This window comes from Actinomarinicola tropica, assembly GCF_009650215.1.
Lineage (GTDB): Bacteria > Actinomycetota > Acidimicrobiia > Acidimicrobiales > SKKL01 > Actinomarinicola > Actinomarinicola tropica.
On the sequence record NZ_CP045851.1, the window covers coordinates 287,885 to 311,147 of the forward strand.

General features: G+C 72.9%; 29 protein-coding genes. 27 read left to right on the forward strand and 2 right to left on the reverse strand.

The window, feature by feature from the left end:
• Nucleotides 1-177 precede the first annotated feature (177 nt).
• The 27 genes from infA to GH723_RS01605 all read left to right on the forward strand — a co-directional run bounded on the left by infA (nucleotide 178) and on the right by GH723_RS01605 (nucleotide 21,225).
• Nucleotides 178-402: a translation initiation factor IF-1 gene (infA, locus tag GH723_RS01475; RefSeq protein WP_153757991.1), complete on the forward strand. Its 225-nt coding sequence runs from the start codon at nucleotides 178-180 to the stop codon at nucleotides 400-402.
• Nucleotides 403-460: 58 nt separating this feature from the next.
• Nucleotides 461-574 carry a 50S ribosomal protein L36 gene (gene rpmJ, locus GH723_RS01480; RefSeq protein ID WP_153757992.1) on the forward strand — a complete coding sequence of 38 codons (114 nt, stop codon included), beginning with the start codon at nucleotides 461-463 and terminating at the stop codon, nucleotides 572-574.
• Between the two features lies 1 nt (nucleotide 575).
• Nucleotides 576-953 carry a 30S ribosomal protein S13 gene (gene rpsM / locus GH723_RS01485; RefSeq protein ID WP_153757993.1) on the forward strand — a complete coding sequence of 126 codons (378 nt, stop codon included), beginning with the start codon at nucleotides 576-578 and terminating at the stop codon, nucleotides 951-953.
• A 44-nt stretch (nucleotides 954-997) separates the two neighbouring features.
• Nucleotides 998-1,396, forward strand: a complete 399-nt coding sequence (rpsK, locus tag GH723_RS01490) for a 30S ribosomal protein S11 (RefSeq protein WP_153757994.1) — start codon at nucleotides 998-1,000, stop codon at nucleotides 1,394-1,396.
• 1 nt (nucleotide 1,397) lies between these two features.
• Entirely contained in the window at nucleotides 1,398-2,015 is a 618-nt protein-coding gene (gene rpsD, locus GH723_RS01495; RefSeq protein ID WP_153757995.1) for a 30S ribosomal protein S4, read from the forward strand.
• Nucleotides 2,016-2,063: 48 nt separating this feature from the next.
• Nucleotides 2,064-3,002, forward strand: coding sequence for a DNA-directed RNA polymerase subunit alpha (locus tag GH723_RS01500; protein WP_153757996.1), 939 nt, complete (start codon nucleotides 2,064-2,066; stop codon nucleotides 3,000-3,002).
• A 6-nt stretch (nucleotides 3,003-3,008) separates the two neighbouring features.
• Nucleotides 3,009-3,362 carry a 50S ribosomal protein L17 gene (gene rplQ / locus GH723_RS01505; RefSeq protein ID WP_153757997.1) on the forward strand — a complete coding sequence of 118 codons (354 nt, stop codon included), beginning with the start codon at nucleotides 3,009-3,011 and terminating at the stop codon, nucleotides 3,360-3,362.
• 21 nt (nucleotides 3,363-3,383) lie between these two features.
• A complete protein-coding gene (gene truA / locus GH723_RS01510; protein WP_153757998.1) occupies nucleotides 3,384-4,229 on the forward strand; it encodes a tRNA pseudouridine(38-40) synthase TruA in 846 nt (281 codons plus the stop codon).
• 155 nt (nucleotides 4,230-4,384) lie between these two features.
• Complete coding sequence (rplM, locus tag GH723_RS01515) at nucleotides 4,385-4,834, forward strand: 50S ribosomal protein L13 (protein WP_153757999.1); 450 nt, start codon at nucleotides 4,385-4,387, stop codon at nucleotides 4,832-4,834.
• Nucleotides 4,831-5,262 (forward strand): 30S ribosomal protein S9, encoded by a 432-nt coding sequence (rpsI, locus tag GH723_RS01520; RefSeq protein WP_407650257.1) that lies wholly within the window; start codon nucleotides 4,831-4,833, stop codon nucleotides 5,260-5,262. The genes rplM and rpsI overlap by 4 nt, the downstream gene beginning before the upstream one ends.
• Before the next feature lie 55 nt (nucleotides 5,263-5,317).
• The gene (glmM, locus tag GH723_RS01525; RefSeq protein ID WP_153758001.1) at nucleotides 5,318-6,688 is read left to right on the forward strand and encodes a phosphoglucosamine mutase; all 1,371 of its coding nucleotides are present in this window, start codon (nucleotides 5,318-5,320) and stop codon (nucleotides 6,686-6,688) included.
• 65 nt (nucleotides 6,689-6,753) lie between these two features.
• Nucleotides 6,754-10,176, forward strand: a complete 3,423-nt coding sequence (locus GH723_RS01530) for an SIS domain-containing protein (protein ID WP_229022958.1) — start codon at nucleotides 6,754-6,756, stop codon at nucleotides 10,174-10,176.
• A gap of 7 nt (nucleotides 10,177-10,183) precedes the next feature.
• Complete coding sequence (locus GH723_RS01535; protein ID WP_153758003.1) at nucleotides 10,184-10,552, forward strand: holo-ACP synthase; 369 nt, start codon at nucleotides 10,184-10,186, stop codon at nucleotides 10,550-10,552.
• Nucleotides 10,549-10,935, forward strand: coding sequence for a sirohydrochlorin chelatase (locus GH723_RS01540; protein ID WP_195210453.1), 387 nt, complete (start codon nucleotides 10,549-10,551; stop codon nucleotides 10,933-10,935). Before GH723_RS01535 ends, GH723_RS01540 begins: the two co-directional genes overlap by 4 nt.
• Nucleotides 10,932-12,284 (forward strand): NAD(P)H-hydrate dehydratase, encoded by a 1,353-nt coding sequence (locus GH723_RS01545; protein ID WP_153758005.1) that lies wholly within the window; start codon nucleotides 10,932-10,934, stop codon nucleotides 12,282-12,284. The genes GH723_RS01540 and GH723_RS01545 overlap by 4 nt, the downstream gene beginning before the upstream one ends.
• A gap of 8 nt (nucleotides 12,285-12,292) precedes the next feature.
• Nucleotides 12,293-12,757: a CBS domain-containing protein gene (locus tag GH723_RS01550; RefSeq protein WP_153758006.1), complete on the forward strand. Its 465-nt coding sequence runs from the start codon at nucleotides 12,293-12,295 to the stop codon at nucleotides 12,755-12,757.
• 1 nt (nucleotide 12,758) lies between these two features.
• Nucleotides 12,759-13,907 carry an alanine racemase gene (alr, locus tag GH723_RS01555; protein ID WP_153758007.1) on the forward strand — a complete coding sequence of 383 codons (1,149 nt, stop codon included), beginning with the start codon at nucleotides 12,759-12,761 and terminating at the stop codon, nucleotides 13,905-13,907.
• Between the two features lie 10 nt (nucleotides 13,908-13,917).
• The gene (locus tag GH723_RS01560; RefSeq protein ID WP_153758008.1) at nucleotides 13,918-14,100 is read left to right on the forward strand and encodes a hypothetical protein; all 183 of its coding nucleotides are present in this window, start codon (nucleotides 13,918-13,920) and stop codon (nucleotides 14,098-14,100) included.
• A 38-nt stretch (nucleotides 14,101-14,138) separates the two neighbouring features.
• The gene (locus tag GH723_RS01565; RefSeq protein ID WP_153758009.1) at nucleotides 14,139-15,008 is read left to right on the forward strand and encodes a P1 family peptidase; all 870 of its coding nucleotides are present in this window, start codon (nucleotides 14,139-14,141) and stop codon (nucleotides 15,006-15,008) included.
• 89 nt (nucleotides 15,009-15,097) lie between these two features.
• Entirely contained in the window at nucleotides 15,098-15,613 is a 516-nt protein-coding gene (gene tsaE, locus GH723_RS01570; protein ID WP_229022959.1) for a tRNA (adenosine(37)-N6)-threonylcarbamoyltransferase complex ATPase subunit type 1 TsaE, read from the forward strand.
• Complete coding sequence (gene tsaB, locus GH723_RS01575; protein WP_153758010.1) at nucleotides 15,607-16,305, forward strand: tRNA (adenosine(37)-N6)-threonylcarbamoyltransferase complex dimerization subunit type 1 TsaB; 699 nt, start codon at nucleotides 15,607-15,609, stop codon at nucleotides 16,303-16,305. Before tsaE ends, tsaB begins: the two co-directional genes overlap by 7 nt.
• Entirely contained in the window at nucleotides 16,302-16,889 is a 588-nt protein-coding gene (rimI, locus tag GH723_RS01580) for a ribosomal protein S18-alanine N-acetyltransferase (protein ID WP_153758011.1), read from the forward strand. The genes tsaB and rimI overlap by 4 nt, the downstream gene beginning before the upstream one ends.
• Entirely contained in the window at nucleotides 16,886-17,911 is a 1,026-nt protein-coding gene (gene tsaD, locus GH723_RS01585) for a tRNA (adenosine(37)-N6)-threonylcarbamoyltransferase complex transferase subunit TsaD (RefSeq protein ID WP_153758012.1), read from the forward strand. The genes rimI and tsaD overlap by 4 nt, the downstream gene beginning before the upstream one ends.
• A 318-nt stretch (nucleotides 17,912-18,229) precedes the next feature.
• Nucleotides 18,230-18,517, forward strand: a complete 288-nt coding sequence (groES, locus tag GH723_RS01590) for a co-chaperone GroES (RefSeq protein ID WP_153758013.1) — start codon at nucleotides 18,230-18,232, stop codon at nucleotides 18,515-18,517.
• An 8-nt stretch (nucleotides 18,518-18,525) separates the two neighbouring features.
• Nucleotides 18,526-20,160, forward strand: coding sequence for a chaperonin GroEL (gene groL / locus GH723_RS01595; protein WP_153758014.1), 1,635 nt, complete (start codon nucleotides 18,526-18,528; stop codon nucleotides 20,158-20,160).
• 87 nt (nucleotides 20,161-20,247) lie between these two features.
• Nucleotides 20,248-20,430 (forward strand): hypothetical protein, encoded by a 183-nt coding sequence (locus tag GH723_RS01600; protein WP_153758015.1) that lies wholly within the window; start codon nucleotides 20,248-20,250, stop codon nucleotides 20,428-20,430.
• A gap of 3 nt (nucleotides 20,431-20,433) precedes the next feature.
• On the forward strand, nucleotides 20,434-21,225 hold the full coding sequence (locus tag GH723_RS01605) for an NUDIX hydrolase (protein ID WP_153758016.1): 792 nt from the start codon (nucleotides 20,434-20,436) through the stop codon (nucleotides 21,223-21,225).
• A gap of 89 nt (nucleotides 21,226-21,314) precedes the next feature.
• On the opposite strand, the gene GH723_RS01610 is transcribed toward GH723_RS01605, so the two are convergent.
• Complete coding sequence (locus GH723_RS01610) at nucleotides 21,315-22,283, reverse strand: ABC transporter permease (RefSeq protein ID WP_153758017.1); 969 nt, start codon at nucleotides 22,281-22,283, stop codon at nucleotides 21,315-21,317.
• A complete protein-coding gene (locus GH723_RS01615; RefSeq protein ID WP_153758018.1) occupies nucleotides 22,258-23,223 on the reverse strand; it encodes an ABC transporter permease in 966 nt (321 codons plus the stop codon). The genes GH723_RS01610 and GH723_RS01615 overlap by 26 nt, the downstream gene beginning before the upstream one ends.
• Between the last annotated feature and the right edge of the window lie 40 nt (nucleotides 23,224-23,263).

Consider the following 23,263-nt stretch of genomic DNA (forward strand, 5'->3'; position numbering starts at 1 on the left):
ACCGGGGAGTCTGCCACACCGCGACGCCGCGGAGTTGGACTCATCGGGTGAGCGCGCTAACGTACCCCTTCGGCCCTGCGCCGGGTCGGTTCGCGCCGCCCGTCGCCCGTCCCACGTGGGGCGCCGCCCCACTGGCGGCGTGGCCGCCGTTGTACCGGTCCGAGCTGGAGGACAGTCATAGCTAAGCCCAAGGAAGACGCGATCGTTCTCGAGGGAACGGTCATCGAGCCGCTCCCGAACGCCATGTTCCGGGTCGAGCTCGAGAACGGCCACAAGGTGCTGGCCCACATCTCCGGGAAGATGCGCATGCACTACATCCGCATCCTGCCCGGCGATCGCGTCCAGGTGGAGCTGACTCCCTACGACCTGACCCGCGGTCGGATCACCTACCGCTACAAGTGACCCGTCCCGGCCCCCGGGACACACCGGCGCCCGTCGGCGCCCCAGAGAAGGACCTCAGATGAAGGTACGACCGAGCGTCAAGAAGATGTGCGACAACTGCAAGGTGATCCGCCGTCACGGACGCGTCCGGGTCATCTGCACGAACCCGCGGCACAAGCAGAGGCAAGGCTGACATGGCACGAATCTCCGGCGTCGACATCCCCCGCGAGAAGCGGCTGGTGATCTCGCTCACCTACATCTACGGCGTGGGCCCCACCAAGGCCTCCGAGATCTGCGAGGCCACCGGGATCGACCAGAGCACCCGCGTGCGCGACCTCACCGACGAGGAGGTGACGCGCATCCGCAACTGGATCGACGCGAACCTCAAGGTCGAGGGCGACCTGCGCCGCGAGGTGTCCCAGGACATCAAGCGCAAGATGGAGATCGGCTGCTACCAGGGCCTCCGCCACCGCAAGGGGCTCCCGGTCCGCGGCCAGCGCACCCACACCAACGCCCGCACCCGCAAGGGCCCGAAGAAGACCGTCGCGGGCAAGAAGAAGGTTCGCAAGTAGTGAACCCGACCACCTCGATCCACACCCCCCTGGAGTACTGACCGATGGCCAAGCCCAAGCCCGGGGGCCGGCGTCCCCGCAAGCGCGAGCGCAAGAACGTCACCTACGGCGTCGCGCACATCAAGAGCTCGTTCAACAACACGATCATCGCGATCTCCGACCAGGACGGGAACACGCTGTCGTGGGCCTCGGCCGGCAACGTCGGCTTCAAGGGCTCGAAGAAGTCCACCCCCTACGCCGCGCAGATGGCCGCCGAGAAGTGCGCCCGCGCCGCGATGGAGCACGGCGTCCGCAAGGTCGACGTCGTGGTGAAGGGCCCGGGCTCCGGTCGCGAGACCGCGATCCGGTCCATCCAGCAGGCGGGCATCGAGGTCACCGGGATCAAGGACGTCACGCCGGTCCCGCACAACGGTTGCCGCCCCCCGAAGCGGCGGAGGGTCTGACATGTCGCGCTACACCGGTCCGAAGGCTCGCGTGTCCCGGCGCCTCGGCGCCAACATCTGGGGCACCCAGGGCGAGAACAAGGCGATGGAGAAGCGGCCCTACCCGCCGGGTGAGCACGGCCGCACCCGCCGCCGGGGCAACGCCTCCGAGTACCTCCTCCAGCTCCAGGAGAAGCAGAAGGCTCGCTTCTCCTACGGGCTCACCGAGCGGCAGTTCCGCAACCTCTACAAGGAGGCGAGCCGCAAGGAGGGCGTGACGGGCGAGAACATGCTGCGCTTCCTCGAGCTGCGCCTCGACAACGTCGTCTACCGCGCCGGCTGGGCCGCGACGCGTCCGCAGGCTCGGCAGTTCGTGAGCCACGGCCACGTGAAGGTGAACGGCAAGCGGGTGGACATCCCGAGCTACCGCGTCCGCAAGGGCGATGTCGTGGAGCTGAAGGACAAGTCCCGCGAGATGGTCACCGTGACCTGGAACCTCGACGTGCTCGGCCGCACCCCGCCGCCGTGGATCGAGGCAGCCGACGGCGGCTTCCAGATCACCGTGCGCGAGCTGCCGCTGCGCGAGCACATCGACGTGCCCGTCCGCGAGCAGCTCATCGTCGAGCTCTACAGCAAGTAACCGCCCGGCTCCCCGCCACCCCGTCCGTTCGCGAGAGGTTCTCCGCACATGCTCGTCATCCAGCGCCCCTCGGTCGAGGCCATCGGCGACGGCGACACGCCCCGCGCGCTGTTCGCCATCAGCCCGCTCGAGCCCGGCTTCGGCTACACCATCGGCAATTCGCTGCGCCGCACCCTGCTGTCGTCGATCCCCGGCGCCGCCGTCACCCAGGTGCGCTTCGACAGCGCCCTGCACGAGTTCGACACCATCCCCGGTGTCACCGAGGACGCCACCGACATCATCCTCAACCTGAAGGACCTCGTCCTGAAGGTCCACACCGACGAGCCCGTCACCCTGCGCCTCGACGTGGCCGGCCCCCGCACCGTCACCGCCGGCGACATCGAGCCCACCGCCGACGTCGAGGTCCTCAACCCCGAGCTCGAGATCGCGACGCTCGACGACAACGGCCGCCTGGCCCTCGACATCACCGTCGCCAAGGGCCGGGGCTACGCCACCGCGGAGAAGAACAAGACCTCCTCCACGATCGGCGTCATCCCCGTCGACTCGATCTTCTCGCCGGTCCGCCGGGTCACCTTCGACGTCGAGCCGACCCGCGTCGAGCAGTCGACCGAGTACGACCGGCTGGTGCTCGACATCGAGACCGACGGCTCGATCACGGCGCGCGAGGCCCTGGCCTCCGCCGGCGCCACGCTCCGCTCGCTCGTCCAGCTCGTCGAGGAGATGAGCGACGAGCCGCAGGGCCTCGAGCTCGGCGAGGTCGGCCCCACCGGGTCCGGCTCGCCCGACCTCGACCTCCCGATCGAGGACCTCGACCTGTCCGAGCGTCCCCGCAACTGCCTCAAGCGCGCCCAGGTCAACACCGTGGGCGAGCTCCTCCAGAAGTCCGAGGATGACCTGCTGGCCATCACGAACTTCGGCCAGAAGTCGCTCGACGAGGTCATCGTCAAGCTCGATGAGCGGGGCCTGTCGCTCCGCGGCAAGGACTGACCTGCCATGCCTGCCACCCCGAAGAAGGGCCGCCGGTTCGGCGGCGACGCCGCTCACCAGCGGCTCATGATGGCCAACCTCGTCGCGTCGCTGATCGCGGCCGAGGGCATCGTCACCACCGAGGCCAAGGCCAAGGCCCTGCGCCCGGTCGCCGAGAAGATGATCACCAAGGCCAAGAAGGGCGGCATCCACAACCGCCGCCAGGTCGTGGCGTTCCTCGGTGACGAAGAGGTCGCGGCCAAGCTGTTCGACGAGGTCGGCCCTCGCTACGCCGATCGTCCGGGCGGCTACACCCGCATCCTCAAGCTCGGGACGCGCTCGGGCGACAACGCCCCGACGGCGCGCATCGAGCTGGTCTAGGAGCCGAGCCGGGCGTCGGCCGTGCCGGACCCCGGCTACGAGAGCCCGACCCTGTTCGACCTCTCGACCCCCGACGAGCCGGAGACCTCCGGACCCGTCGCACGCGTCCGCATGGTCGTCGCCTACGACGGCGCCCCCTTCCACGGCTTCGCCCCCAACGCCGGGGTGCGCACCGTCGGGGGCGACCTCGCCGCCGCGCTCGGCCGCCTGCTCGGGCGCACGGTCGAGCTGACCGTCGCCGGACGCACCGACAAGGGCGTCCACGCCCACGGCAACGTGGTGAGCTTCGACGCGCCCGCCGAGGGCCTCGACCCGCAGGCCCTGCGGGACGCGCTCAACAAGATGCTCCAGCCCCACGTCGCCGTGCGCCACGCCGCGGTCGCGCCCGACGGGTTCGACGCCCGGTTCTCGGCCACGGCCCGGACGTACCGCTACACGGTGCTCAACCGCGACGTGCCCGACCCGCTGCTCGCCGACCGCTCCTGGTTCGTCGACGCCCCGCTCGACCTGGCGGCGATGCGCCTCGCCTGCGATCCGCTCATCGGCGAGCACGACTTCACGTCGTTCTGCCGCAAGCCCAAGCGCACCGACGGCGCCGATCCCGTCATGGTGCGGCGGGTGCGGTCGGCCCGGTGGGACGACCTCGGCGATGGCCTCCTGCGGTTCGAGATCCGGGCCAACGCCTTCTGCCACCAGATGGTCCGCAGCATCGTCGGCCTGCTGGTCGAGGTCGGGCTCGGCCGCCGCCACGCGGGTGACGTGCTCGGCGTGATCCGGGCCCGGGACCGCCACGCCGCCGGGCGCCTTGCGCCGCCGCAGGGCCTCGTCCTGTGGCACGTCGAGCTCGGGGAGGGGTCGGCCGATTAGCAGGTGCGCCAGCCCGAGGGGGGATGGTTTGTCCCGCGTTTGCCCCTAGCCTGACCCCGGGCCTAGAGTTTCCCGTTGCCTTGGCGCCGGCGCGCTCGTCCCCCGACGGAGACGCCCGGCCCGTCCCGATCGAACGTTCACCAGGAAGTCCACGCGTGCGCACCTTCACCCCTCGCCCAGCCGACATCCAGCGCAGCTGGTACGTCGTCGACGCCGAAGACCTCGTCCTCGGTCGGGTCGCCACCGAGGTGGCTCGCGTCCTGCGGGGCAAGCACAAGCCGATCTTCGCCCCCCACGTCGACACCGGCGACCACGTCATCATCGTGAACGCCGACAAGGTCGTCCTCACCTCGAACAAGGCGGAGAGCAAGCGCGTCTACCGCCACAGCGGGTTCCCCGGCGGCATCCGCTCCCGCTCCTTCGGCGAGGAGCTCGCCCGGTCGCCCGAGGACACCGTGCGCCGCACCGTGCGGGGCATGCTCCCGAAGAACCGCCTCGGCCGCGCCCAGCTGAAGAAGCTGAAGGTCTACGCCGGCCCGACGCACCCCCACGCCGCCCAGAACCCGCAGCCGCTCGTCATCGACGGCGCCCGTCGCGCTGTCTGATCGCCCGACAGCCTGAACCAGAGGTCGCTTCCCGCATGCCTTCGCCCCTCGTGCAGTCCACCGGTCGCCGCAAGGAGGCCGTCGCTCGCGTCCGCATCCGTCCCGGTTCGGGCACCATCACCGCGAACGGCCGTCCGATCGAGGAGTACTTCCCGACCGAGACGCACCGGATGATCCTCAGCGAGCCGCTGAAGATCACCGAGACCGCCGACGTGTACGACGTGGACGCCACCCTCCACGGTGGCGGCCCCACCGGCCAGGCGGGCGCGTTCCGCATGGGCATCGCCCGGGCCCTGGTCGAGATCGACGCCGACCTCCGCCCGGTGCTCAAGCGGGCCGGCTTCCTCACTCGCGACGCCCGCGAGAAGGAGTCCAAGAAGTACGGCCTGAAGAAGGCCCGCAAGGCGCCCCAGTACTCCAAGCGCTGAGCGCGCTGCTCGTCGGGCTACGTCGCGTGGTCCGGGCGGCGAGCAGGGAGGCCTGATGACCCTTCGCTTCGGAACCGACGGTGTGCGCGGCGTGGCCAACGCCGAGCTCACGCCCGAGCTCGTGCTCGCCCTCGGGCGTGCCGCGGCGCGCGTACTCGACGCGGCTCGGGTGGGGCGCGTCGTGACCGGCCGCGACACCCGTCGGTCGGGTCCGCTGCTCGAGTCCGCCCTCGCTGCCGGCTTCGCCGCCGAGGGCATCGACGTCGACCTCCTCGGCGTGGTGCCGACGCCCACCGTCGCGTGGGTGGCCGCCACCGACGGTCTGCCGGGCGCGGTGATCTCGGCGTCGCACAACCCCTTCGCCGACAACGGCGTCAAGCTGTTCGGAGCCGGGGGCGCCAAGCTGTCCGACAGCGACGAGGAGCGCCTCGAGGCCGAGCTCGACCGGATCCTGAAGGGCGAGGAGCCCGAGGCTCCGGTGCCCACCGGCGCCAAGGTCGGCCAGATCCGGCCGGCGGAGGGCCTGGTCAGCCGCTGGGGCGACGCCCTCCTCGGCTCGCTGGACGGACGTCGCCTCGACGGCCTCCAGGTGGTCATCGACTGCGCCAACGGGGCGGCCTCCCGCCACGCGGCATCGCTCCTCACACGCCTCGGCGCCGACGTCGAGGTCATCCACGACCAGCCCGACGGTCGCAACATCAACGACGGCTGCGGGTCGACGCACCCCGACGACCTGCGTGCCGCCGTCGTCGCGGCGGGTGCCGACGCCGGCCTGGCCTTCGACGGCGACGCCGACCGCGTGCTCGCGGTGGACGACACCGGCACGCTGCTCGACGGCGACCAGATGATCGCCATGCTCGCGATCGACCGCCACGAGCGGGGCGCGCTGGCCGACGACACGGTCGTCGTCACCGTGTACAGCAACATCGGGCTGCGGCTGGCCATGGCCGAGCGCGGGATCGGCGTGGTCGAGACGCAGGTCGGCGACCGCTACGTGCTCGAGGCCCTCGAGCGCGGCGGGTGGCCCCTCGGTGGCGAGCAGTCCGGCCACATCATCTTCCGAGACCTGGCCACCACCGGCGACGGCATCCTCACCGGCATCCAGCTGCTCGACCTTCTCGTGCGGTCGGGGCGCCCGTTGAGCGAGCTGGCCGCGACCACGATGACCCGCTACCCGCAGGTGCTGCGCAACGTGCGCATCGCGGGTCGCGCCGGGGCCGTCGTGTCCGCCATCTCCGAGGAGGTCGACCGGGTCGAGCGCGAGCTGGGCGAGCGGGGCCGGGTGCTCGTCCGCGCCAGCGGCACCGAGCCCGTCGTGCGGGTGATGGTCGAGGCCGAGACATCGGCCAGCGCCGAAGCCGCCGTCGACGAGCTCGTCGCCGCCGTGGAGGCGGCCGCCAGCCGCAGCGGCACCACCGCCCCGTAGACTCGCCGCCCTACGCGGGCTGTCGACTGGGAGAGGTTCGAGGTATGTGCGGGATCATCGCTGTGGTGCGACGACCGGGCGTCCGCGAGCTCCCCGACGCGTCCGAGGTGCTCGCCTCGGTGCAGGCCGCGGCCGACGCCGTGCCGGGGCTCGACGCCTCGCCCGACGTGGCCCGGCTCGAGTCCGTCGCCGACGGGTTGCAGTCCGCCGACACCGCCCTGCGCGGCGTCGCCGGCGTGACGGTCCTGCTGGCCGACCCGGCGCTGCGCCCGGCGCTGCGGGCCGCCCTCGACGTCGTCGACGCCGTGGTCGCCCGCCTGGAGGCCCGTCTCGACGCCGGCGACGTCACCCTCGACGGCGGCCTCGAGGCCCTCAACGCCACCCTCATCCGCATCAAGGACGCCTCGTGGTCGGTCCGCCACGACCGCATCCGCACCGCCGAGGCGGTCGCCGACCTCGCCGGCGCGAACCCGGCCCCGGCGGCGCTGGCCGGCTACCTGTCCGTCCAGCAGTCGCTGTCCGCGCTCGACCGCCTGGAGGTCCGGGGCCGCGACTCCGCCGGCATCCAGGTGCTCGTCACCGATCACGGCCTCGACCTCGACGCGCCGGCCGTTGCCGCCCTGCTCGACGGTCGGATCGACGACCCGCTGCTCACCTCGGGGGCGGTCCGCACCCCGTCGGGTGCGCTGGCCTTCGTCTACAAGGCCGCGGCCGAGATCGGCGAGCTCGGCGACAACACCCGCGCCCTGCGCGACGCCGTGCGCGCCGACGCGCTCCTGCGGATGGCGCTCGACAACGACACCGCTCGAGCACAGGTGCTCGGCCACACCCGCTGGGCGAGCGTGGGCATCATCTCCCAGCCGAACGCCCACCCGCTCGACTCCACCGAGCTCGGCGGCTCGGTGGGGCCCTACGTCACCGCGGTCCTGAACGGCGACGTCGACAACTTCGCCGACCTGAAGTCCTCCGAGGGCCTCCGGATCGCGGCGGAGATCACCACCGACGCCAAGGTCATCCCCACGCTCGTGTCGCGCCACCTGGCGTCGGGCACGAACCTCGCCGACGCGTTCCGCTCGACGGTCGCCGCGCTCGACGGATCGGTCGCCATCGCCGCCTCGGCGGCCAGCGATCCGGACCGCATGTGCCTGGCGCTGCGGGGCAGCGGCCAGGCGCTCTACGTCGGCATGGCCGACGACGCCTTCATCGCCGCCAGCGAGCCCTACGGCGTGATCGAGGAGGCCACCAGCTACCTCCGCATGGACGGCGAGACGCCGGCCGACCCCGACAGCCCCGTCGCGAGCCGGGGCCAGATCGTCGTCCTCGACGCCCGCATGGCGGGCGAGGTGGCCGGCGTCGAGCGCCTCTCCTACGACGGCACGCCCCTCCCCGTCGCCGAGGACGACCTCGTCGCTCCGGCGATCACCACCCGCGACATCGACCGCGGCGACCACCCCCACTTCCTGCTGAAGGAGATCTCCGAGGCGCCTCGATCGTTCCGGTCGACCCTGCGGGGCAAGCTCCTCACCGGGCCCGACGGCCGGCTCGACGTCCGCCTGGCGCCCACCAGCTTCCCCGACGACGTCCGCGACGACCTGGCGGCGGGCCGCATCACCCGCGTCCTCGTCGTCGGGCAGGGGACGGCGGCGGTCGCCGGCCAGAGCCTGGCCACCGTCCTGGCCGACCTCGTCGCCCACACGCCCCTGCGGGTCGAGTCCGCGCTCGCCACCGAGCTGTCCGGCTTCGGGCTGCGCCACGACATGACCGACACGCTCGTCGTGGCCATCAGCCAGTCGGGCACCACCACCGACACCAACCGCACCGTCGACCTCGTCCGGGCACGGGGCGGCCGGGTGATCGCCATCGTGAACCGGCGCGCCAGCGACCTCACCGACAAGTCCGACGGCGTCCTCTACACGTCCGACGGCCGCGACGTCGAGATGAGCGTGGCGTCCACCAAGGCGTTCTACGCCCAGGTCGCCGCCGGCTTCCTCCTCGCCGTCGCCGTGGCCGAGGCGGTCGGCGTCTCGATCGGCGACCGGCCGCACCAGGAGCTCCTCGCCGCCCTCCGCGACCTCCCCCAGGCGATGGCCGCCACGCTCGAGGCCCGCCCGGCCATCGCCCGGGCCGCCCAGGCGTTCGCCCCGAGCCGCCGCTCGTGGGCGATGGTGGGCAACGGCCGCAACCTCATCGCCGCCCGCGAGCTGCGGATCAAGCTCTCCGAGCTCTGCTACAAGTCGATCGCCTGCGACGGCACCGAGGACAAGAAGCACATCGACCTCTCGTCGGAGCCGATGATCCTCGTGTGCGCCACCGGCCTCACCGGCTCGACGGCCGACGACGTGGCGAAGGAGGTCGCGATCTACCGGGCCCACAAGGCGGCCCCGATCGTGATCGCCGGCGAGGGCGAGTCCCGGTACGCCGCGGCCCTCGACGTCATCTCGGTCCCGTCGGTCCACCCGGACCTCGGCTTCGTGCTGTCCGCCATGGCCGGGCACCTCTTCGGCTACGAAGCGGCGCTCGCCATCGACGCCCAGGCGCTGCCGCTGCGCGAAGCGCGCGCCGCCATCGAGGAGCTGGCGTCCACCGAGCGCGACGCCGAGGCCGTGCTCTCGGCGCTGCGCCCCCGCCTCGCCCCGCTCGCCGCGCGCTTCTTCGACGGCCTCCGCGCCGGCGACTACGACGGCCACCTCGAGTCGAGCACGGCGGTCCGCCTCTCGACGACCCTGCGCTTCGCACTGGGGTCGGCGCCGCTCGACGCCTACGAGGTCGAGGTCGGCAAGGTCGGCACGCCCGGCGTGGTCGTCGAGGACCTCACCGACGCCCTCACCCGGGGCATCGAGGAGCTCACCCGGCCGATCGACGCCATCAAGCACCAGGCCAAGACGGTCACCGTGGGCATCTCCCGCTCCGACGAGTCGATCCTCGACGTGGCGCTCGTCCGGGCGGTGCTCGACGCCGGCGCCGGCCGGGACCGGCTCAACTACGCCACGCTCAAGTCGCTCGCCGACCTCGACCCTGCCGTCGCCGAGGTGCGGGGCTTCACCCGCTACGCCATCGACGGCCTCGACGACGAGGGCGCCCCGGCCACGATCACGGTGATCGACAAGGGCGGCATCGCCGTCGACATCCCGTCGCGCACCGACCGCGACCCCCACCTGCGGGGCACGAAGAACCAGGTGGCCCTCGAGCGGCGGGTGTTCGTCAACGTGGGCCGCAGCGACGCCCGCACGACGGTCCTCGTGCCCGAGGTCAAGGGGCAGCAGACCACCGGCATCACGCTGCTGCACGTGGCGCTCACCGACCACCTCCCCGCGGGTGCGGCGCGCTCGGTCCTGCAGGGGTACCGCGGCCGGTACGCCGCGCTGCGGGACGCCGTCATGGAGACCGAGCCCGCGTTCCGCGACGACCTCCTCGCCGAGGTCCCCGTCGTCGAGCTGCTCACCTCGCCGATCCAGCCGCTGGCCGACCGCTGGCGCTCCGACCGGTGACGCCTACGTGATCGGCATCGGCGTGGACCTCGTCGACATCGACCGCTTCCGCACCGTGCTGGCGCGCACGCCCACCATGGCCGACCGGCTCTTCACCGCCGACGAGCGGGCCTACGCGGCCCGCCAGGCCGACCCCACCCCGCGGCTGGCGGTGCGGTTCGCCGCCAAGGAGGCAGTCCTCAAGTGCCTCGGACTCGGCCTCGGCGGCATGCCGCTCGCCCAGATCGAGGTGGTCCGTGACGACGACACCGGGCGCCCCGACCTGCGCCTGCACGGTCGTGCCGCGGCCGTGGCCGAGGAGCACGGCGTCCGCGAGTGGCGGCTGTCGCTCACCCACACCGACGCGCTGGCGCAGGCCACGGCGGTGGCGCTGTGAGCGGCACGACCTGGCTCGTCGTGGCCCACGGCAGCCGCGCCCCGGGGGTCACCGCCGACCACGACGCCGTCTGCGCCGCGCTGGGCACCCGCGCCCCGGCCGGGATCGACGTCCGTCCGGCGTACCTCGAGATCAACGAGCCGTCGATCCCCGACGCCATCGACGCCGCCGTGGCCGACGGGGCCGAGCGCGTCGTGCTCGTGCCCTACTTCCTGCACGCCGGGAACCACACCCGCCGTGACATCCCGGCGTTCGTCGACGAGGCCACCGTCCGCCACCCCGGCGTCGCTCTCTCGATGGCGGAGCACCTCGGTCCCGACGACCGCCTCGTCGCCATCCTCGCCGACCGGGCCGCCGAGGCGGGAGGGGAGCGGGGTCGGTGATCCCGATCGTCACACCCGCCGAGATGGGTGCGATCGATCGTGCCGCCCCCGAACCGGTCGAGGTGCTGATCGGCCGAGCCGGCGCCGCCACCGCCCGAGCGGCGCTGCGCATGCTCGGCGGTGGCTACGGCCGCCGCGTGGCGGTCCTCGCCGGCCCCGGCAACAACGGGCACGACGGCCGCGACGCCGCGCGGCGGCTGGCGCGCCGTGGCGTGCGTGTCGTCGTCCACGAGCTCGGCGACCTGCCGGCTCGGATCGACGGGGTCGACCTCGTCGTCGACGCGGCCCTCGGCACCGGAGCCCGGCCGGGCTTCGACGCCCCACAGGTGGCGGCGGGCATCCCCGTGCTCGCCGTCGACCTGCCCTCCGGGGTCGACGGACTGACGGGCGAGGCCGGCGACGGCGTGCTCGCCGCCGACCGCACCGTCACCTTCGCCGCCCTCAAGCCCGGCCTCCTGCTCGGGCGGGGCCGTGAGCTGGCCGGTGCCGTCGAGGTCGCCGACATCGGTCTCGACACCACGGCCGCGCGCGCCCACCTCGTCACCGACGCCGACGTGGCCCGGCTCGTGCCCTCCCGGCCGACGGACGCCCACAAGTGGCACGCCGCGGTGTGGGTCGTGGCCGGGTCACCGGGGATGACCGGTGCCGCCCACCTCACGGCGCGCGCCGCGCAGCGTGCCGGCGCCGGGTACGTGCGCCTCTCCACGCCGGGCCTCGACGACGACCCCGGTCGGCCCACCGAGGCGGTGGGGACGCCCCTGCCGAGCGACGGGTGGGCCGACGCCGTCCTCGCCGACGCCGAGCGGTTCCGCGCCCTTGCGCTCGGCCCCGGACTCGGTCGGGCCAGCGACACGGCGGACGAGGTGCGCCGCCTGCTCGGTGCGCTCGAGACGCCCGTCGTCGTCGACGGCGACGGTCTGCACGCCCTCGGCGACGACCCGGCGGCGGTCCTCGCCGACCGCCCCGGCCCGACGGTGCTCACCCCCCACGACGGCGAGGCCCAGCGGCTGCTCGGCCACCCGGTCCCCGCCGACCGCCTCGACGCCGGGCGTGGGCTGGCGGCCCGGACCGGGTCCGTGGTCCTGCTGAAGGGCCCGACGACCGTCGTCGCCGGGCCCGACGGGCGGGCGCTCGTCGTCACCGCCGGGGACGCGCGGCTCGCCACCGCCGGCACCGGCGACGTCCTCACCGGCGTGGTCGCGGCGCTGCTCGCCGTCGGCACCGATCCCCTGGGGGCGGCGGCGGCCGGGGCACACCTCCACGGGCGGGCCGGCGTCCTAGGCTTCCCCCGTGGACTGGTGGCAGGCGACCTGCCCGACCTCCTCCCGCACGCCTTCCCCCAGACCTGAGGAGCCTCATGCCCGGTAGCACCCCAGTGCGCGAGATCATGACCACCGACGTCGTGACCTTCCGCGCCGACGACGACGTCCGCTCCGCCATGGAGCAGCTCGTCGCACGGGACGTCGACGGGGCGCCGGTCGTCGACGACGCCGGCCGGGTCATCGGCGTCCTCACCACCGGGGACCTCATCGTGCGCGAGAGCCGCCTGCACTTCCCGACGGTGATCTCCGTCCTCGGCGCGTCGCTGGAGCTCAAGTCCCGCAACTTCGACGAGGACCTCGACAAGGCGCTCGGCGCCCACGTCGGCGACGTGATGTCGGAGCCAGCGATCACCTGCCCGATCGACGCCACGATCGAGGAGGCCGCCACGACGATGCACGACCACCACGTCGCCCGCCTGCCGGTCGTCGACGGCGACGGCGCGCTCGTCGGGATCGTCTCGCGCGGGGACGTCCTCCGGGGCATGCTCCGGCGGGACTGACGTGCGGGCCCGCGCCGACATCGACCTCGACGCGATCGCGGCGAACGTCCGCACGCTCGGACGCCTCGTCGCGCCCGCGCGGGTCTGCGCGGTGGTCAAGGCCGGCGGCTACGGCCACGGTGCGGCACCTGTGGCCCAGGCGTCGATCGACGCCGGCGCCGCCTGCCTGGCCGTCGCCCACGTCGAGGAGGGCGAGGCGCTCCGCGCCGCCGGGGTCGACGCCGCGGTGCTCCTCCTGTCCGAGCCGGACCCCGGTGCGATGCCCCGCCTGGTGGCCGCCCGGCTCCAGCCCACGCTCTACACCCACGCGGGGATCGAGGCGGCGAGCGCCGCGGCGGTCGCCGCAGGGGTCACCCTCGACGCCCACCTGAAGGTCGACACCGGCATGCGGCGCGTGGGGGCCGACCCGGTCGACGCCGTCGCCCGGGCCAAGGAGATCGACGGGGCCGCCGGGCTGGCGCTCGACGGCGTGTGGACGCACCTGGCCGTCGCCGACGAGCCCGACCACGAGTTCACCGCCGAGCAGCTCCGTCGGTTCCGGGCCGTGGTCGAGGAGCTCCAGTCGGCCGGGATGCGGCCCCGCACCCTCCACACCGCGAACTCCGCCGGCGCCATCGCCCACCCCGACGCGCGGGCCGACCTCGTGCGCTGCGGCATCGCCGTCTACGGCCTGGCCCCATCGCCGCAGCTCGCGGCGAGGGTGCCGCTCGTCCCCGCCCTCACGCTGCGCTCCGAGGTCAGCTTCGTGAAGCAGGTCGGCGCGGGGGAGGGGATCTCCTACGGGCTGCGCCACCGCTTCGCCCACGACACCACCGTCGCCACCGTCACCATCGGGTACGCCGACGGCGTCCGACGCCGCCTGTCCGAGGTCGGCGGCGAGGTCCTCATCGGCGGGCGCCGTCACCCGATCGTCGGCACCATCACCATGGACCAGCTGATGGTCGACTGCGGTGACCACCCCGTGGCCCCGGGCGACGAGGTCGTGCTCATCGGCCGCCAGGGCGACGAGGAGATCACCGCCGAGGAGTGGGCCGAGCGGCTCGACACCATCCCCTACGAGGTCGTGTGCGGGATCGGGCCACGGGTGGAGCGGCGCTGGCACCGATCGGGTGGTCCGGTCGAGGGGAGTGGCACGCCGACCTCCGGGTAGGGCGCGGCCCATGAGCGACATCAACGAACCGCCCCGTGACGACGAGATGACCTACGCCGAGGGACGCGAGAAGCAGGCCGAGTTCGAGGGGCTCGTCGAGGAGAAGGACGGCGACGTCCAGGCCGCCACCGACGCCCAGCTCGCCGGCGAGGAGCCCGACGACGAGGACCGCACCAACTACAAGCTGACCTGACGGCTCGGCGCCGGCTCCGCTGGCGCTACGTTCACCGCATGCTCACCGAGGTGCCCGGGATCCGCGTCGGCCACTGGACCGACAGCGACGCCGTCACCGGCTGCACCGTCGTCGTGCTCCCCGAGGGGGCCGTGGCGTCCGGTGAGGTCCGGGGCGGTGCGCCGGCCACCCGGGAGTTCGCCCTGCTCGACCCGTTGCGCACGGTCGCCGCGGTGGACGCGGTGGTCCTGAGCGGCGGCTCGGCGTTCGGACTCGCCGCCGCCGACGGCGTCGTCCGGCACCTCGAGGAGTCCGGGCGCGGGTTCCCCGTCGTCGTCGCCCGGGTTCCGATCGTGGTCGGCCTCTCGCTGTTCGACCTCGCCGTCGGCGACGCCACGGTCCGGCCCGACGCCGCCGCCGGCTACACGGCGGCCGCGGCCGCGTCCGACGACGCCGTCCCGCTCGGCCGGGTGGGCGCCGGCACCGGGGCGACGATCGGCAAGTGGCGGGGCCGTGGCGCAGCGCAGCCGGGAGGGCTCGTCGGTGCCGTCCGGCGCCACGGCGACCTGGTGGTGGCGTGCCTCGTCGCCGTCAACGCCCTCGGCGACCCGCTCGACGGGACCCGGCCGGGCGTGGAGCCCCCGGACCTGGCCGACGCCGGCTGGCTCGACGGGCCGGCCCCCGCCCCGTTCGGCAACACGACGATCGGGGTCGTCGCCACCAACGCCGCCCTGACCAAGCCCGAGTGCCACCTCGTGGCCCAGAGCGCCCACGACGGCCTGGCCCGCTCCCTCGCCCCGGTGCACACCGCGTCCGACGGCGACGCGTTCGTCGCCGCGGCCACCGGGTCGGTGGCCGCACGCGCCGACGCCGTGCGGGAGCTGGCGGCCACCGTCGTCGCCGAGGCCGTGCGCTCGCTCCGCACCTGACCGGCGACAGCGGGAGCCGGGCCCGTGCGCCAGTAGCATCGGGGCGTGTCGGACCTCCTCTCGCCCCCTCGCCCCGGGACGACCACCACGTGATCCAGCTCCGCACCTCGTCGGTCGACGCCACCCGTGCCCTCGCCGCTGCACTCGCCGAGCTCGTGCGCGGGGGCGACCTGCTCGTCCTCGCCGGCGACCTCGGCGCGGGCAAGACCGCCTTCACCCAGGGGCTCGGGGCCGCGCTCGGCGTCGAGGGGCCGATCACCAGCCCGACGTTCACGCTCGCCCGGCAGTACGACGGCACCCGCCTGCGGCTGCACCACCTGGACGTGTACCGCTTCGACGCCACCGCGGAGGTCCTCGACGTGGGTCTGGCCGAGCTGCTCGACGACGACCGGGCGGTCACCGTCATCGAGTGGGGCGACGCCATCCTGCCGGCCCTGCCCCGCAACCTGCTCGAGGTCCGGTTCACCCTGGGCGAGGGCGACGACGACCGCGACATCGTCCTGCGTCCCATCGGCGACTCGTGGGCGGCTCGGCGCCGCGCGCTCGCCACGGCGCTCGACCCGTGGTCGGTCGACGGCGGCGCGATCGGGGGCGCGGGGTGCTGATCCTCGGCATCGACACCGCCACCGTCCAGGTCGGCTGCGCGATCGGAGGGCACGAGGGCGTCCTCGCCTCCGCGCACTCGTCGCGCGGCAAGCGCCACGCCGAGACGCTCACCCCGGCCATCGACTTCATCCGCCGCCAGGCACGCATCGAGCTGTCGGAGATCAGCGTCGTGGCCGTCGACCTCGGTCCGGGCCTGTTCACCGGGTTGCGGGTGGGGATCGCCTCCGCGAAGGCCATCGCCCACGGGCTGCGCATCCCGATGATCGGTGTGACGAGCCTCGACCTGGTCGCGTTCCCGGTCCGCTTCACCAGCCGGCTCGTCGTCGCCACGCTCGACGCCCGACGCGGCGAGCTGTACTACGCGTTCTACCGCCAGGTGCCGGGCGGCCTCCAGCGGGTCGCCGACCCGGAGGTCGGCTCGCCGGACGACCTGGCGTCGGAGATCATCGCCCGCAACGAGGAGTGCCTCCTCGTCGGCGACGGCGCGATCCGCTACGCCGAGCTGTTCGAGGGCCTCACCAAGGTCGAGATCGCCGACCGTGCGCTGGCCTACCCGACGGCCACCTCGCTGGTGCAGCTCGCCCACGCGCGGGCGCTCCGGGAGGAGTGGGTCAACCCGTGGGACCTCCAGCCGCTCTACCTGCGGGCGCCCGACGCCGAGATCAACTGGACGACCAGGGAGGGAGGGTGAGCGTGGCCTCCCCGACCCGCACCACCACCGTGCGGATCGCCCCGATGCGCCGCCGCCACCTGCGGGCCGTGCTGCGCACCGAGGCCCAGGTGTACCCACGTCCGTGGACGCTCGGGCTCTACCTCGGCGAGCTGGCGCTCCCGGAGGAGCAGCGGATCTACCTCGTCGCCCGCTCGGGCGGCGAGGTCGTCGGCCACGCCGGTCTGATGTTCGCCACCACCGACGGCCACGTCACCACGATCGCCGTCGACCCCAGCTGGCAGCGGCGGGGGATCGGCGCCCACCTGCTGCTCGTGCTCGCGCGCGAGGCGATCGCCAAGGGCGCCCAGGACCTCACGCTCGAGGTGCGGGCGTCGAACCACGGCGCTCAGGCCATGTACCGGCGCTTCGGCTTCCACGACGCCGGCGTGCGGCACGGCTACTACCAGGAGGACGGCGAGGACGCCCTCATCATGTGGGCGAACGACGTGGCGCAGCCGGCGTACGCCGAGCGGCTCGCCGGGCTCGAGGCCGAGATCGCTCGGCCCGGCCTCGTCGTCGTCGACGACGTGCACGACGGCGTGCGGATCGGAGCCAGGCGATGACGACCACCGTGGACGGGCGTGACCAGCTCGTCGTCCTCGGGATCGAGACCTCGTGCGACGAGACGGCGGCCGCGGTCGTCGTCGGGGGGCGGCGGGTGCTGTCGTCGGTGGTGTCGAGCCAGGTCGACCTCCACGCCCGCTTCGGCGGCGTCGTGCCCGAGATCGCCAGCCGGGCCCACGTCGAGCTGCTCACCCCCGTGGTGGCCGAGGCGATGCTGTCGGCCGGCGTCGAGCCGCACGACCTCGACGCCGTGGCCTGCACGGTCGGTCCGGGCCTCGTCGGTGCCCTGCTCGTCGGCGTCAGCACGGCCAAGGCCCTCTCGCTCGTGTGGGACGTGCCGTTCGTGGCCGTCAACCACCTCGAGGCGCACCTGCACGCTGCGTTCCTCGAGGAGCCCGACCTCCAGCTGCCCGCGGTGGTGCTCCTCGTCTCCGGCGGCCACACGATGCTCGTCCACTGGGAGGAGATGGGCCGCTACCGCCTGCTCGGCCAGACCGTCGACGACGCGGCGGGGGAGGCCTTCGACAAGGTCGCCCGCTTCCTCGGCCTCGGCTACCCGGGCGGTCCGGCCATCGACGCGCTGGCCATGGACGGCGACCCCACGGCCATCGCCTTCCCGCGCCCGATGCTCGACAACGGGTACGACTTCTCCTTCAGCGGGCTGAAGACGGCGGTCGTCAACCACGTGCGGAAGAACCCCGACGTCGCCACCGCCGACGTCGCGGCGTCGTTCCAGGAGGCCGTGGTCGACGTGCTCGTCGCCAAGGCCCGCCGTGCGGCCGCGGAGATCGGGGCCAAGGCGCTCTGCATCGGGGGAGGGGTGGCCGCCAACTCCCAGCTCCGCGAGCGCATGCTCGGCGTGTGCGTCGACGACGGGCTCCAGGCGTTCCTCCCGAGCCGGGCCATGTGCACCGACAACGCGGCGATGGTGGCCGCCGCGGGCTGGCACCGCTTCCTCGCCGACGGGGCCTCGCCGCTCGACCTCGGGGCCGAGCCGAACCTCCGCCTCCCCGTCGTCTGACCCTCCGCCTCCCGCGCCGCCCCCCACCCACCCACGCGCCACCCCTCGACGCCCAGCCCCATGGGGAGTCGGGCCACCTCGGGGCGTGCTGTCGCTCCCCATGGCGGCTCCTCGGGGAGGCGGAGCACGTGAGGAGGTGCTGTGGCTCCCCAACGGGTGGCGGTGGGGGTCGCATGTGTGGCGGTGGGGGTCGCAGGTGCGGCGGATCAGGAGGCACGCGCGATTGGCACTCTCGGGTCGAGGTTGCCAACGACCGGCGCGCGGGTCTACCTTTGGCAGTCGCAAGGTGAGACTGCTAAGTGCCCCACGGAGGCGTGAATGAACCTGCAGCCCCTCGAGGACCGGATCGTCGTCAAGCCGGCCGAGTCCGAGGAGACCACGGCCAGCGGCCTGGTCATCCCCGACACCGCCAAGGAGAAGCCCCAGCAGGGCGAGGTCCTGGCTGTCGGTCCCGGCCGCTTCGGCGACGACAACGACCGGATCCCGATGGACATCAGCGTCGGCGACACCGTCGTCTACAGCAAGTACGGCGGGACCGAGATCACCATCGACGGTGAGGACCTGCTGATCCTCAACGCCCGTGACGTTCTGGCCATCCGCAAGTAGGGAGTGACATGGCAAAGGTTCTGAAGTTCGACGAAGAAGCACGCCGCCAGCTCGAGGCCGGCGTCAACAAGCTCGCCGATGCGGTCAAGGTGACCCTCGGCCCCAAGGGCCGCAACGTGGTCCTCGACAAGAAGTTCGGCGCACCCACCATCACCAAGGACGGCGTCTCGGTCGCTCGTGAGATCGAGCTCGAGGACCCGTTCGAGAACATGGGCGCCCAGCTGGTGAAGGAGGTGGCGACCAAGACCAACGACATCGCGGGTGACGGCACCACCACCGCCACCGTGCTCGCCCAGGCGCTCGTCCGCGAGGGCCTCCGCAACGTCGCCGCCGGCGCCAACCCCATGGGCCTGAAGCGCGGCATCGAGAAGGCCGTCGCCGCCGCCGTCGACGCCATCGCCGACCAGGCGAAGGAGATCGACGACAGCTCCGAGGTCGCCCAGGTCGCCGCCATCTCGGCCAACAACGACACCGAGATCGGTGACGTCCTCGCCAAGGCCATCGACAAGGTCGGCAAGGACGGCGTCGTCACGGTCGAGGAGTCCCAGACCTTCGGCATGGACCTCGACTTCGTCGAGGGCATGCAGTTCGACAAGGGCTACCTGTCGCCGTACTTCGTCACCGACCCCGAGCGGCAGGAGGCGGTCCTCGAGGACCCGTACATCCTCCTCAACTCGGGCAAGATCTCCTCGGTCCAGGACCTCCTGCCGGTCCTCGAGAAGGTCATGCAGTCGGGCCGTCCGCTCGTCATCATCTCCGAGGACGTCGAGGGCGAGGCCCTCGCCACCCTCGTGGTGAACAAGATCCGCGGCACCTTCCAGTCGGTCGCCATCAAGGCCCCCGGCTTCGGTGAGCGCCGCAAGGCGATGCTCCAGGACATGGCGATCCTCACCGGCGGCCAGGTCATCTCCGAGGAGGTCGGCCTCAAGCTCGACAACGCCACGCTCGACCTGCTCGGCCGGGCCCGCAAGGTCGTCATCACCAAGGACGACACCACGATCGTCGAGGGTGCCGGCACCGAGGACGACGTGAAGGGCCGGATCGCCCAGATCAAGCGGGAGATCGAGGACACCGACTCCGACTGGGACCGCGAGAAGCTCCAGGAGCGCCTCGCCAAGCTCTCCGGCGGTGTCGCCGTCGTCAAGGTCGGCGCCGCCACCGAGGTGGAGCTGAAGGAGAAGAAGCACCGCATCGAGGACGCCCTCTCGGCGACCCGTGCGGCCATCGAGGAGGGCATCGTCGCCGGTGGCGGCACCGCCCTGCTCCGCAGCCGCTCGGCCGTGCAGTCGGTCGTCGACGCCCTCGACGGCGACGAGGCCACCGGCGCCCGCGCCGTGTGGCGTGCGCTCGAGGCCCCGGCTCGGCTCATCGCCGACAACGCCGGCCTCGAGGGTGCGGTCATCGTCCAGCAGGTGGAGGCCGAGACCGGCTCGACCGGCTTCAACGCCGCCTCGGGCGAGTTCACCGACCTCGTCAAGGACGGCGTCATCGACCCGGCCAAGGTCACCCGTGCGGCGCTGCAGAACGCGGCGTCCATCGCGGCGCTGCTGCTCACCACCGAGGCCCTCGTGGCCGACAAGCCGGAGGAGGCTCCGGCGGGTGGCGGCATGCCCGACATGGGCGGCATGGGCGGGATGATGTAGCCACCTCCCTCCGGGAGACCCGTTCCACGACCAGCGGCCGGCCTTCGGGCCGGCCGCTGGCGCGTCCGGCGCCGGTAACCTGCGCCCATGGACCGACCGCCTGCCGACCCCGCCAAGCTCCTCGCCATCTGGATGGAGTGGGAGAAGGGCGACACGACGCCCGGGCGCGTGATGGCCGACCTCAAGATCGCCGGCCTGCGCGAGGTGCTCGAGCACCTGGCGAACCCGGCGTCGGCCACCACGGGGACCACCCTGCCGCCGTCGACCTGACCCATGGGGACCGAGGGGGACGGGGCCGAGGAGCCGATCGACCAGCCCGTCGCGCCGCCGGCGCAGGGCGTGCCCCTCGGGCCGCCCGACGTCGTCCGCGGCGGTCCCCAGGTCATCCCTCGGCCGAGCGACTGGCGACCGGGCGCGGTGGCGCCGTGGGCCGAGCTGGGTGCCGACGCCCGGCGTCCGGACCTCGAGCACATCCGCCGGGCGGTCGGCGTCCGTCCGTCGCGTCCGGTGCGGCTGGCGCCCGGCGAGCTCGACGGGTCGGCCCGGCGGGCGTCCGCCGTCCTCGCCGCCCTCTACGACCTGCGGGGCGAGCCGCACGTGCTCCTCACCCGGCGGTCGTGGAACCTGCGGGCGCACCGGGGCGAGGTCAGCTTCCCGGGCGGCACCGCCGAGCCCTCCGACCCGGACCTCGTCGCCACCGCCCTGCGGGAGGCGGAGGAGGAGGTCGGGCTCCCGCCGGCGGCGGTCGAGGTCGTGGGGGAGCTCGACCACCTGCAGACGGTCACGAGCGAGGCGTTCATCGTCCCCTACGTCGGCCTGCTCGCCACCCGCCCGCCGCTGCGGCCCGACCCGCGGGAGGTGGCCGAGATCCGCGACGTGCCCGTGGCCGAGCTCCTCGACGACGGCGTGTTCCGCGAGGAGATCTGGTCCCGGGACGGCGTCGACCGCGCCATCTGGTTCTTCGAGCTCGAGGGCGACACGGTGTGGGGCGCCACCGCGGCCATGCTGCGCGACCTGTTGTGCCGCATCACCGGCGTGGAGCCCGGTCCGAGCCCCGGACGCTGAGCCCGGCACGCTGACGCCGGACGCGCAGAGGGGGCGGCCCCGATGGGACCGCCCCCTCTACCGTCCCCCCCACAGGGATCTCGGTGGTGTCAGATCTGCGCCTCGCGCACGTCGAAGCGGTTGCGGAGCGAGTCGCCCACGTAGTTCAGCGAGAACACGGTGAAGAACAGCACCAGCGCCGGCGTCACCGTGAGGTGGTAGATGCCGTTGCGGATCTCACCGCGACCCTCGTTGATCATCATGCCCCACGTCGGCGTCGGCGGCTGGACCGACAGGCCGAGGAAGGCGAGGGAGCCCTCGAGGATGATGACGGTGCCGAGGGCGATGAGGCCGAAGGCGGTGACCGGCAGCATCACGTTCGGAGCGATCTCCCGGAGGAGGATCCGCCACCGCTTGGCGCCCATCGCCTTGGCGGCGAGCACGAACTCCCGCTGCGAGACGGCGAGCGTGGTGGCCCGCGACACCCGGGTGTAGGTGGGGATCGACAGGAACGCCACGGCGGCGGTGACAGCCGGGAGGTTCTGGCCGAGGAACGCCACCAGGGTGAGCAGGAGGATCAGGCCCGGGAAGGCCAGCAGGACGTTGACGCCGAACATGATGATCCCCTCGAACTTGCCGCGGAGGTAGCCCGCCGCGAGGCCGAGGAGGCCGCCGATGATCGTGCCGGTGAGCACCGCGGCGACGCTGATCGTCACCGACACCCGGGCGCCGTGCACGAGCCGCGAGAAGATGTCGCGGCCGAGGCTGTCGGCGCCGAGCAGCGTGCCGTTGGTGAACGGCGACGCGTGCCGGTTGACCATGTTGGTCTCGATGGGGTCCGGCAGCGGCAGCAAGCCGGCGAAGATGGCGCAGAACACCACGATCGCCAGCCACACCACCGACAGGTAGAAGAGGATGCCGAACTTCCCCTTCTGCTGGTGCTCGACGTCCTCCTCGAAGGGGTCGGCGCCGATGTCGTCGAGGACGAGCGTGCCCGTCTCGGTGGGTTGGGCTCCGAGGTGCGCCGCCTCGCTCAGGTCGGCGCCCTCGCGCCTACGCGGTTGCTCGGGACTTGCCATGGCGGATCCTCGGGTCAAGGAACGAGTACAGGATGTCGATCGCGAAGTTCACGAACACGTAGACGGTGGCGAGGAACAGGACGAGGCCCTGGACCATGATGTAGTCACGGTTCGTGATCCGGTCGAGGAGCAGGCGGCCGAGCCCGGGCAGGGCGAAGATCTGCTCGATGATGACGGTGCCCGACAGCAGGGCGGCCACCTGGAGGCCGAGGACCGTCATCAGCGAGAACGACGACGGCCGCAGGGCGTGGCGGAAGAGGATCTGGCGGGTGGGGAGGCCCTTGGCCTTCGCCATCACCACGTGGTCCTCCTGGAGCGTGGCGATCATGTCGGTCCGCAGGAGGCGGGTCAGCACGGCCACGTTGCCGATGGCGAGGCTCAGCGAGGGGAGGAAGGCGCCCCGGAGGCTGTCGGGGACGCTGTCGCTGAGCCGTGTCCAGCCGGTGGCGGGGAACCACCCCAGCTCGACGGCGAACACGATGATGAGGAAGAGGGCGAGCACGAAGTTCGGGATCGACAGGAGCCCGAAGGTGACGGCGGTGACGCCCCGGTCGAACAGCGAGCCGGCCTTGTAGGCGACGGCGACGCCGAGGGGGATGGACACGACGACGGCCATCGACAACGACATGACCATCAACTGCGCGGTGACGGGCAGGCGTTCGCCGATGGCGGCGGTGACGGTCTGGCGGGTCTGGAACGACGAGCCGAGGTCGCCGGTGGCGGCGTCGGAGAGCCAGTTCCAGTACCGGACCGGGAGCGAATCGTTGAGGCCGAGCTCTTCGCGGACCTGCTCGATCTGCTCCGGCGTCGGGTTGCTCATGCCGAGGATCTGCAGCGCCGGGTCACCCGGCAGCAGCGACAGCAGCATGAAGGTCAAGAAGGATGCCGCGAGCAGCACCGGTACCAGACCGATGAGCTTGCGTCCGATGAGCGTCAACATCTCGTGGTGTTCCCCCCGGGAACCGTCTGCGGGCACCCGA

Coding starts and splice junctions, on each gene's coding strand:
- rpmJ (WP_153757992.1), top strand. CDS start 461: ATGAAGGTACGACCGAGCGTCAAGAAGATGTGCGACAACTGCAAGGTG.
- rpsM (WP_153757993.1), top strand. CDS start 576: ATGGCACGAATCTCCGGCGTCGACATCCCCCGCGAGAAGCGGCTGGTG.
- rpsK (WP_153757994.1), top strand. CDS start 998: ATGGCCAAGCCCAAGCCCGGGGGCCGGCGTCCCCGCAAGCGCGAGCGC.
- rpsD (WP_153757995.1), top strand. CDS start 1,398: ATGTCGCGCTACACCGGTCCGAAGGCTCGCGTGTCCCGGCGCCTCGGC.
- GH723_RS01500 (WP_153757996.1), top strand. CDS start 2,064: ATGCTCGTCATCCAGCGCCCCTCGGTCGAGGCCATCGGCGACGGCGAC.
- rplQ (WP_153757997.1), top strand. CDS start 3,009: ATGCCTGCCACCCCGAAGAAGGGCCGCCGGTTCGGCGGCGACGCCGCT.
- glmM (WP_153758001.1), top strand. CDS start 5,318: ATGACCCTTCGCTTCGGAACCGACGGTGTGCGCGGCGTGGCCAACGCC.
- GH723_RS01550 (WP_153758006.1), top strand. CDS start 12,293: ATGCCCGGTAGCACCCCAGTGCGCGAGATCATGACCACCGACGTCGTG.
- GH723_RS01560 (WP_153758008.1), top strand. CDS start 13,918: ATGAGCGACATCAACGAACCGCCCCGTGACGACGAGATGACCTACGCC.
- GH723_RS01565 (WP_153758009.1), top strand. CDS start 14,139: ATGCTCACCGAGGTGCCCGGGATCCGCGTCGGCCACTGGACCGACAGC.
- tsaD (WP_153758012.1), top strand. CDS start 16,886: ATGACGACCACCGTGGACGGGCGTGACCAGCTCGTCGTCCTCGGGATC.
- groES (WP_153758013.1), top strand. CDS start 18,230: ATGAACCTGCAGCCCCTCGAGGACCGGATCGTCGTCAAGCCGGCCGAG.
- groL (WP_153758014.1), top strand. CDS start 18,526: ATGGCAAAGGTTCTGAAGTTCGACGAAGAAGCACGCCGCCAGCTCGAG.
- GH723_RS01600 (WP_153758015.1), top strand. CDS start 20,248: ATGGACCGACCGCCTGCCGACCCCGCCAAGCTCCTCGCCATCTGGATG.
- GH723_RS01605 (WP_153758016.1), top strand. CDS start 20,434: ATGGGGACCGAGGGGGACGGGGCCGAGGAGCCGATCGACCAGCCCGTC.
- GH723_RS01610 (WP_153758017.1), bottom strand. CDS start 22,283: ATGGCAAGTCCCGAGCAACCGCGTAGGCGCGAGGGCGCCGACCTGAGC.
- GH723_RS01615 (WP_153758018.1), bottom strand. CDS start 23,223: ATGTTGACGCTCATCGGACGCAAGCTCATCGGTCTGGTACCGGTGCTG.